At 69.4% G+C, this 8,225-nt stretch carries 8 protein-coding genes; 6 read left to right on the forward strand and 2 right to left on the reverse strand.

The features are described from left to right. Nucleotides 1-237: 237 nt before the first annotated feature. Together QH270_RS19800 and QH270_RS19805 are read left to right on the forward strand one after the other, a co-directional pair. Nucleotides 238-669, forward strand: coding sequence for a MarR family winged helix-turn-helix transcriptional regulator (locus QH270_RS19800; RefSeq protein ID WP_280344573.1), 432 nt, complete (start codon nucleotides 238-240; stop codon nucleotides 667-669). A gap of 8 nt (nucleotides 670-677) precedes the next feature. After that, on the forward strand, nucleotides 678-1,100 hold the full coding sequence (locus tag QH270_RS19805; protein WP_110037806.1) for an organic hydroperoxide resistance protein: 423 nt from the start codon (nucleotides 678-680) through the stop codon (nucleotides 1,098-1,100). A gap of 163 nt (nucleotides 1,101-1,263) precedes the next feature. Here QH270_RS19805 and QH270_RS19810 read toward each other — a convergent pair whose 3' ends face one another. Continuing rightward, nucleotides 1,264-1,785, reverse strand: a complete 522-nt coding sequence (locus QH270_RS19810; RefSeq protein WP_280344576.1) for a TIGR04338 family metallohydrolase — start codon at nucleotides 1,783-1,785, stop codon at nucleotides 1,264-1,266. A gap of 215 nt (nucleotides 1,786-2,000) precedes the next feature. Beyond that, on the reverse strand, nucleotides 2,001-2,801 hold the full coding sequence (locus QH270_RS19815) for a DUF2786 domain-containing protein (protein ID WP_280344585.1): 801 nt from the start codon (nucleotides 2,799-2,801) through the stop codon (nucleotides 2,001-2,003). A 189-nt stretch (nucleotides 2,802-2,990) separates the two neighbouring features. Here QH270_RS19815 and QH270_RS19820 point away from each other — a divergent pair, with 189 nt between their 5' ends. The 4 genes from QH270_RS19820 to QH270_RS19835 form a co-directional block, all read left to right on the forward strand. Further along, nucleotides 2,991-4,268, forward strand: a complete 1,278-nt coding sequence (locus QH270_RS19820) for an ABC transporter substrate-binding protein (protein ID WP_432420384.1) — start codon at nucleotides 2,991-2,993, stop codon at nucleotides 4,266-4,268. Between the two features lie 45 nt (nucleotides 4,269-4,313). Next, nucleotides 4,314-5,291 (forward strand): carbohydrate ABC transporter permease, encoded by a 978-nt coding sequence (locus QH270_RS19825; RefSeq protein ID WP_280344581.1) that lies wholly within the window; start codon nucleotides 4,314-4,316, stop codon nucleotides 5,289-5,291. A gap of 92 nt (nucleotides 5,292-5,383) precedes the next feature. Next, nucleotides 5,384-6,190, forward strand: a complete 807-nt coding sequence (locus QH270_RS19830) for a carbohydrate ABC transporter permease (protein ID WP_280344587.1) — start codon at nucleotides 5,384-5,386, stop codon at nucleotides 6,188-6,190. Nucleotides 6,191-6,309: 119 nt separating this feature from the next. Further along, nucleotides 6,310-8,225 (forward strand): transglycosylase domain-containing protein (locus QH270_RS19835; RefSeq protein ID WP_280344583.1); only part of this gene is annotated, 1,916 nt, incomplete at its 3' end.

An 8,225-nucleotide genomic window follows, 5' to 3' on the forward strand; every position in this document is an offset into this window, starting at 1 on the left:
ATCCGGCTCAGCCTGCCGGGGAACACCAGCAGTTGCACACCGGTCGCGTCGGCGAGGTCGACGCGTCGCTCACCGAACAGCCGGTGCGCGCGGATCACGGTGCCGCTCCACCACATTTCCTCTCCCCACACTCCTCATGCGGGGGGCGGGGGGGCGCCCCCCCCCCCCCCCGGCCGGCGCGGCCCCCCCCGACCGATTAGGTTGTGCACAACTGAATTGTGCGCTACAGTTCATGGCATGACCGACGGACTCACCCTCGACGAGCAGCTGTGCTTCTCGATCTACTCGGCTTCGCGGGCGATGACGGCGGTCTATCGCCCGAAGCTGGAACGGCTCGGGCTCACCTATCCGCAATACCTGGTGATGCTGGCGCTGTGGGAACGCGACGAACGCAGCGTCAGCGAGCTCGGCAAGGCGCTCGAGCTGGATTCCGGGACACTGTCACCGCTGCTCAAGCGACTGGCGGCGACCGGGTACATCGAGCGTCGGCGAGCGGCCGACGACGAACGTCGCGTCGACATCGTCCTCACCGAACGTGGTCGGGCGATCCGGGCGCAGGCCTGCACGATCCCCGGCGAGATGGCCGAGATCGTCGGCATGTCCACCGAGGAATTCACAGCGCTGCGCACGATGCTGCGCAAACTCACCGACACCCTCACAGAGAAATGAGAGCTCCCATGCAGGTCCTCTACACCGCCGAAGCCCTGGCCAGCGGCGAAGGCCGCACCGGCACCGCGCGCACCACCGACGGCAAGCTCGAGGTCGTGCTCGCCCCGCCGAAGGAGATGGGCGGCGACGGCGCCGGCACCAACCCCGAGCAGCTGTTCGCGGCCGGCTACGCGGCCTGCTTCCACTCGGCACTGCGCCTGGTCGGCAAGAAGGCCGGTGCGAACATCGCCGATTCCGCTGTGGGCGCGCGGGTTTCGATCGGCCCGAACGACAACGGCGGTTTCGAACTGGCCGTCACCCTCGAGGTGACCCTGCCGCATCTGTCCCGCGAGGACGCCCAGGCCCTGGCCGACCAGGCGCACCAGGTGTGCCCGTACTCCAACGCCACTCGCGGCAACATCGCCGTCGACGTGCAGGTCGCCGAGGACTGATCACACTTCCCGCATCCCGCCGGTCGCGTACCGGCGGGATGCGGCGCGTCCGGACGACGTCTCGCCTCGACTCCACGGTGATGAACCCGCCGGGCCCGCGTCGGCCGTCACCGCGCACGCGGAGTGCGGCGGCGCGATGAATCCGGCAACGGCGGTTCGGGAATCAGCCGAGCCGGACTCCGCATCCGGCGAAAGTCGACCGAATGAGCAGTGCCGCTTCGGGTCCGATGACGCCGTCCACCAATTCGATGTAGCGAGTGCAGAATTCGGGCCCGTGCGGCGCCTCGTCGTCCCCGCCCAGGTGATGGGTCAGCTCGTGCAGGACAACCAGCTCACGCAACGCCCACGCCGCCGCCCCCGTGTGCAACGGAACCGCCAGCACGCCCGCGGCCGGTTCGTAGTGGGCCGCCGACCCGCCGGCCCGCGCGCGGACCCGCACCGGCAGCGCCGCCCGTTCCCACTGCGCGCGCACCCAATTGAGCGCGAGCACCTTGTCGACATAGGACTGCACCGACTCCACCGAGGCGAACCGCCGCTCGACCGGAAGCGTGAGCTGCGACCCGTACACCTCGACCGTCCGATGCCCGAACTCCTGCGCTCGGTCGAAGACCCCGCGCACCAACTGCTCGGCGTCATAGACCTTGGCCCGCTGCCCGTCCCGGCGCCGCGCCGCATCACTCGCCACCGCGGCCGCCACCTCCACCCCGCGCGCCGACCTCACGTCGGTACAGGTCCGCTCGGCCTGTCCGCGCCCGCCGGGCGGCGGCACCTCCCGCAGCGGCGATGATCCATCCGGCGGCAGGGCCACGCCGTGGCGTTCGCAGGCACGTCGCGGGTGGCCTCGCGCAGGCGTCGGCCCTCACCGGCCCGCCCCGGCGACGCGCAGCGCGGCGGACCTGGTCACCGGCCCGTGAGTTTCGCTCGGGCGGCGGGCAATTCGGGCGAGGTACCGAGCCGGGCCGCGCGACCGGCCCGATCGCCCGCGCGGCGGGCGGCGGCGGAATGGCCGGTGGAGGTCTGGGGACCGCGCCAGGTGCCGCGCGCCTCGGAGGTGGCGGTGTAAAAATCGGTGAGGGCCACTTCCTTGTCGCGCAGGGCCAGTGCGGTGCCGGTGGACTCGGCCGGTGTCTCCTCGGCGACGACCTCCGCCTTCACCTCGGCCAGGCGGGCGCCGACGCGGGCGGCGAAGGCCATCTGGAAGTTCAAGCGGGCGGTGACGCCGGCGACGGGAGCCTCCACCTTGCGGCGCACCGTGCGCCCGAAGCGCTTCTCGGCGACGATCTTGACCACGGTGGCCTCGCGGTAGGCGCCGGACTTGATGTAGTGGTCGGAGGCGCGGACCATCTGGATCAGCAGGCTCGCGTAGAGCGCCTCGCAGGTGTCGATATCGGCGGCGAAGCCGTAGGCGTAGACCTGGGCGGAACTGCGGGCGACATCGCAGCGCACATCGTTGGCCGAGGCGATCGCGACGAACAGCTGAACGTAGGTGCGCAGTCCTTTTCGTCCCGGTTCACCGATCGGGATGATCCGCTGTACCGGCACCGACCTGCGCTCGCGGTCGGCGACATGGGAACGCGCGACCGCCAGATCGATCGAGGACTTCGTGGCCAGGCGCTGCGCCGCGGCGAGGAACGCCTCGGCCTCGTGCTCGTTGTCGGTGGCCTCGGCCTTGCGCAGCAAACCGCCGATGCGGCTGAGCATCCGGTCGGGCGATGGACTGGTCACGCACCCGAGCGTAGGTCACCGCACCGACAGCGGGCGGCCGCGGAACTGACCCGAAAGTAGGAGATGTGGCAGGACGATCGGGCGCGCGGACCGGCCACCATGTATGTTGACCCGTGCACCGCACGGGTGTGCTGCTGCTCACGTCTCGACCCTGGAGTGTCTGCGATGGCCTTGAAGTTTGTCCCGAGAGCGACGATGGCTGCTGCCTCGATTGCGTTGCTTACCGCATCGTTCGCCAGTGCCTGCTCCAGTGACAACGGAGGCAACGCACTCGACCAGAACCTGTCGGGCCGCGGCCCGATCACCTACGTCGAGGGCAAGGACACCACCGAGACCGGTGTGGTCAAGCAGCTCATCGACCGCTGGAACGCCGCCCACCCGAACGAGCAGGTGACGTTCAAGGAGCAGTCGGCCGACGCGAACCAGCAGCACGACGACCTCGCCGAGCACTTCCGCGCCAAGCAGGACGGCTACGACGTCGTCGCGCTGGACGTGCCGTGGACCGCGGAATTCGCCGCGAAGGGCTGGATCCAGCCGCTCAAGGACACCTTCGCCATCGACACGGCGCCGCTGCTGGCGCCCACCGTGGCCAGCGCCACCTACAACGGCACCCTGTACGCGGCCCCGCGCAACACCAACGGCGGCCTGCTGTACTACCGCAAGGATCTGGTGCCCAACCCGCCGCGCACCTGGTCGGAGATGATCGGCCAGTGCCAGGTGGCCCGCGACAACAACATCGGCTGCTACGCCGGTCAGCTCGCCCCCTACGAGGGCCTGACCGTGAACACCTCCGAGGTCATCAACGCCTTCGGCGGCAGCTTCGTCGGCGCCGACGGCAAGACTCCCACCGTGAACAGCCCGGAGTCGAAGGCGGGCCTGAAGGTCCTCGTCGACGCCTACAAGAACGGTGACATCCCCAAGGAAGCCATCACCTTCAAGGAAGGCGAGAGCGCCAGCGCGTTCGAGTCCGGCAAGCTGCTGTTCCTGCGCAACTGGCCCTACCTCTACGCCCAGGCCAACGCCGACACCTCCGCGGTGAAGGACAAGTTCGGCGTGGCCCCGCTGCCCGGCAACACCGGCGTCGGCGCCTCGACCCTGGGTGGCTACAACGCCGCCATCAGCGCGTTCTCCAAGAACAAGGCCACCGCGGCCGATTTCGTGCGCTTCCTGATCAGCGAGGAGGCCCAGCAGATCATCGCCTCGGGCGCCCTGCCGTCGGTGCGCGCCTCGCTCTACGACGACCCGGCCCTGATCGCGAAGATGCCGTACCTGCCCGCGCTGAAGGAGTCCATCGCCAGCGCCGTGCCGCGCCCGGTGACCCCGTTCTATCCGGCGGTGTCGAAGGCCATCCAGGACAACGCCTATGCTGCCCTGAACGGCACGAAGTCCGTCGACGACGCTGTCGCCGGCATGCAAAAGGGCATCGAGACCGCCGGTTCGTAGCGGAGCGCGCAGCGGACCCGACCAGACCGTAGGAGAGTAGAAACGGTGTCGGATCCTTCGGGAGCCAAGCAGCGCGGGCTAGCGCTGGAACTGCGACGATCCGGCAAGGCGTGGCTTTTCGTCACGCCCGTGCTCGTCGCGCTGGCCGTGGTCATCGGATATCCGGTGGTCGAGGCGGTCGTCATGTCCTTCCAGAAGGACTCGGGGATCGACCCGGCCACCGGGATGTTCATCGAGGGCGGCAGCGCCGGGCTGAGCAACTACACGCACTGGCTGCTGCAGCAGTGCAATTCGCTCGGCGGCGTCATCGACTGCCCCACCGGCACGCTCGGTTCCCAGTTCTGGTCCGCGGTCGGGGTCACTCTGTTCTTCACCGTGGTGACCGTGTCGCTGGAGGCCGTCCTCGGCCTCGGCATGGCCATCGTGATGGGCAAGACCTTCCGCGGCCGGGCCCTGCTGCGCGCCGCCGTGCTGATCCCGTGGGCCATCCCGACCGCCGTCACCGCGCGGCTGTGGGAGTTCATGTTCCAGTACGACGGTGTGGTGAACCGGGTGCTCGGCACCCACATCCTGTGGACTTCCGACGTGTGGGCCTCGCGGTTCGCCGTGATCGCCGCCGATGTCTGGAAGACCACGCCGTTCATGGCGCTGCTGATCCTGGCCGGGCTGCAGGTGATCCCGAACGATGTGTACGAGGCCGCCAAGGTCGACGGCGCGTCCACCTGGCAGCGGTTCGTGCACATCACGCTGCCGCTGCTCAAGCCCGCGCTGCTGGTCGCGGTGCTGTTCCGCACCATGGACGCGCTGCGCATGTACGACCTGCCCGCCATCATGACGCTGGGCAACCCCTCGACGAACACGCTGTCGATCCTGGTGGTCGAGCAGGTGCGCCAGGGCCCCAACAGCGCCGCCGCGCTCTCGACGATCACCTTCCTGCTCGTCTTCGCGATCGCGTTCGTGCTGGTGAAGGTGCTGGGCGCCAACGCCGTTCGCACGCAGGAAGAACAGCGGAAGGCGAACTGATGAGCATCTCGATGACGAAAGAGTCGCCAGCGACCCGCGAAGCTGCTCCGGTGCAGCCGATCTCGTGGCGCAAGCGCCTCGGCACCGTGCGGATGTACCTGGGTGTGCTGATCGTGCTGGTGTGGGGCCTGGGACCGTTCTACTGGATGACGGTCGTCGCGTTCCGCGATCAGGCCTACACCTTCGACAGCACCCCGTGGCCCACCCACGTGACGCTGGACAACTTCCGCAACGCCTTCGACACCAGCCGCGGCAACAACTTCGGCCAGGCGCTGCTCAACAGCGTGATCATCGGCTCGGTGACGACCGCGATCGCGCTGGCGCTCGGCGTACTCGCCGCGTACGCGCTGGCCAGGATGACCTTCGCGGGCAAGTACCTGATCTCGGGGCTGATCCTGTCGGCCTCGATGTTCCCCGCGGTCGTGCTGGTGACGCCGCTGTTCCAGCTGTTCACCGATCTCGGCTGGATCGGCGAGTACCAGGCGATGATCATCCCGAACATCTCGTTCGTGCTGCCGATGACGGTCTACATCCTGGCCTCGTTCTTCGCCGAACTGCCCTGGGAGCTGGAAGAGGCCGCGCGGATCGACGGCGCCACCAAGGCGCAGGCGTTCCGGCTGATCATGCTGCCGCTGGCGGCGCCCGCGGTGTTCACCACCGCGATCCTGGCGTTCATCGCCTCGATCAACGAGTACCTGCTGGCCCGGCTGCTGTCGGGCGAGCAGACCAGGCCGGTGACGGTCGCGATCGCCCAGTTCTCCGGCAACGATCCGCTGGTGCAGCCGTACGCGGCGATCATGGCGGCCGGTGTGATCGTCACGGTGCCGCTGGTGATCATGGTCCTGGTCTTCCAGCGCCGGATCATCTCGGGTCTGACCGCCGGTGGCGTGAAGAGCTGACGGGCGGCACGTTCGCCGCCCCCAGCCGCTCCTCCCGGATTCCGTGACCAACCGCGGGTAGAGTCGCCTGCATCGATGCGCGCGTCGGTGCAGGTGTTCTTCCGTCGGTCCGGAAGGAGATGGTCGTGGCCTCCGAGGGTAGGCGTCGGCGGTCCGATGCGGACGCGCCGTACTCCTCGATCGCCGGCTTCAAGGACCCGCTCGGCCGGGACGAGCCGCGCAAGGGCGCCGCTCGGCGGGCCCAGGCCGCGCGCCTGGCGGCCGACGGCGAGGACCCGCGACCGCCCCGCACCAGGGGCCAGAAGATCCGTCGGCTGCTGCTCGCGCTGTTCGTGATCTTCGTCTGCGTGCCGGTGCTGCTGTTCGTCGCGATCTACTGGAGCTCGGAGATTCCCGAGCCCGCCGAGGTGGCCGTCGAACAGCCCGCGACGGTGCTGGCGTCCGACGGCACCACGGTGCTGACGAAATTCATCCCGCCAGAGGGCAATCGGATCCCGATCCCGCTCACCGACGTACCGCCGCCGGTGCGTGACGCCGTGCTGGCCGCCGAGGACCGCAACTTCTACACCAACCCCGGCTATTCGACGAGCGGGTTCCTGCGGGCCGCCCGCGACAACATGCTCGGCCACGACAACGCCGGCGGCGGCTCCACGATCACCCAGCAGTATGTGAAGAACGCCTTCCTCAGCTCCGAACGCACCGTCACCCGCAAGATGCGCGAGCTGATCATCGCGGCCAAGATGGCGCGGCAGTGGAGCAAGGACGAGATCCTGGCCGCCTACCTCAACACCATCTACTACGGCCGCGGCGCGTACGGCATCGCGGCGGGCGCCAAGGCGTATTTCGACAAGCCGGTGCCGGAGCTGACCCTGGCCGAGGGCGCCGTGCTCGCCGCGGTCATCCGCTCGCCCTCGGTCCTGGATCCGGAGAACCACCTCGAACAGCTGAAGGCTCGCTGGCGGTACGTGCTCGACGGCATGATCGAGATGGGCGTGCTCGCCCCCGGCGAGCGGGACGCGACGGTGTTCCCGGAGATCATCCCGCTCGCCGACATCCCGACCGAGCCCGTCGCGCTCGGCCCGGAGGGCCACATCCGCACCCAGGTGATGCGCGAGCTGCGCGCGGCCGGGCTCACCGACGCCGACATCAACACCGGCGCACTGCAGATCACCACGACCATCGACCCCGTGGCGCAGGCGGCGGCCGTCGACACGGTGCGCCAGCGGCTGCGCTGGCAGCCGCCGGAGCTGCGGGCGGCGGTGGTGTCGGTCGATCCGCGCAGCGGGGCGGTGCGCGCCTATTACGGCGGTGAGGACGGCACCGGTTTCGATTTCGCGCAGGCGCCGCTGCAGACGGGGTCATCGTTCAAGCCGTTCGCCCTCGTCGCCGCGCAGCGCCAGGGCATTCCGACGACGCGGGCGATCGACAGCTCGCCGGTGCAGGACCGCGGCACCACCATCACCAACGTCGACGGCGACTCCTGCGGGCGCTGCCCGCTCACCGAGGCGCTGAAGCGCTCGCTCAACACCAGCTTCTACCGGCTCACCATGACCATGGCCGACGGGCCGCGCTCGATCGCCGAGGCCGCGCACCTGGCCGGCATCCCCGAGCGCATCCCCGGCCTCGACGTCGAAACCCTCACCGAGGCGGGCGAAGCGCCGCTCAACGGCATCGTGCTCGGGCAGTACCTGGTGCGCCCGCTCGACATGGCCTCGGCCTACGCGACGCTGGCCGCCTCCGGCATGTACCACGAGCCGTACTTCGTGCAGCGCGTCACGACCGGGGACGGCCACGTGCTGCTGGACCGCGGCGCCCCGGAGAACCGGGTCGGCGCGCAGCCCGCGGAGCCCGAACAGCGGATCACCGCCGCGATCGCCGATGCCACCACCCAGGCCATGACCCCGATCGCCAACTACTCCAACGGGCACGGCCTTGGCGACAGCAGCCCGTCCCCCCCCAAGACCCGCCCCACCCACCACGGGGGGAGCAAGGGACAAAAAGAAGCCACGGAGATACGCAAAACACCCCCCCCTCC

The organism is Nocardia neocaledoniensis, from assembly GCF_029868625.1.
In the GTDB taxonomy this organism is placed as follows: domain Bacteria; phylum Actinomycetota; class Actinomycetes; order Mycobacteriales; family Mycobacteriaceae; genus Nocardia; species Nocardia neocaledoniensis_A.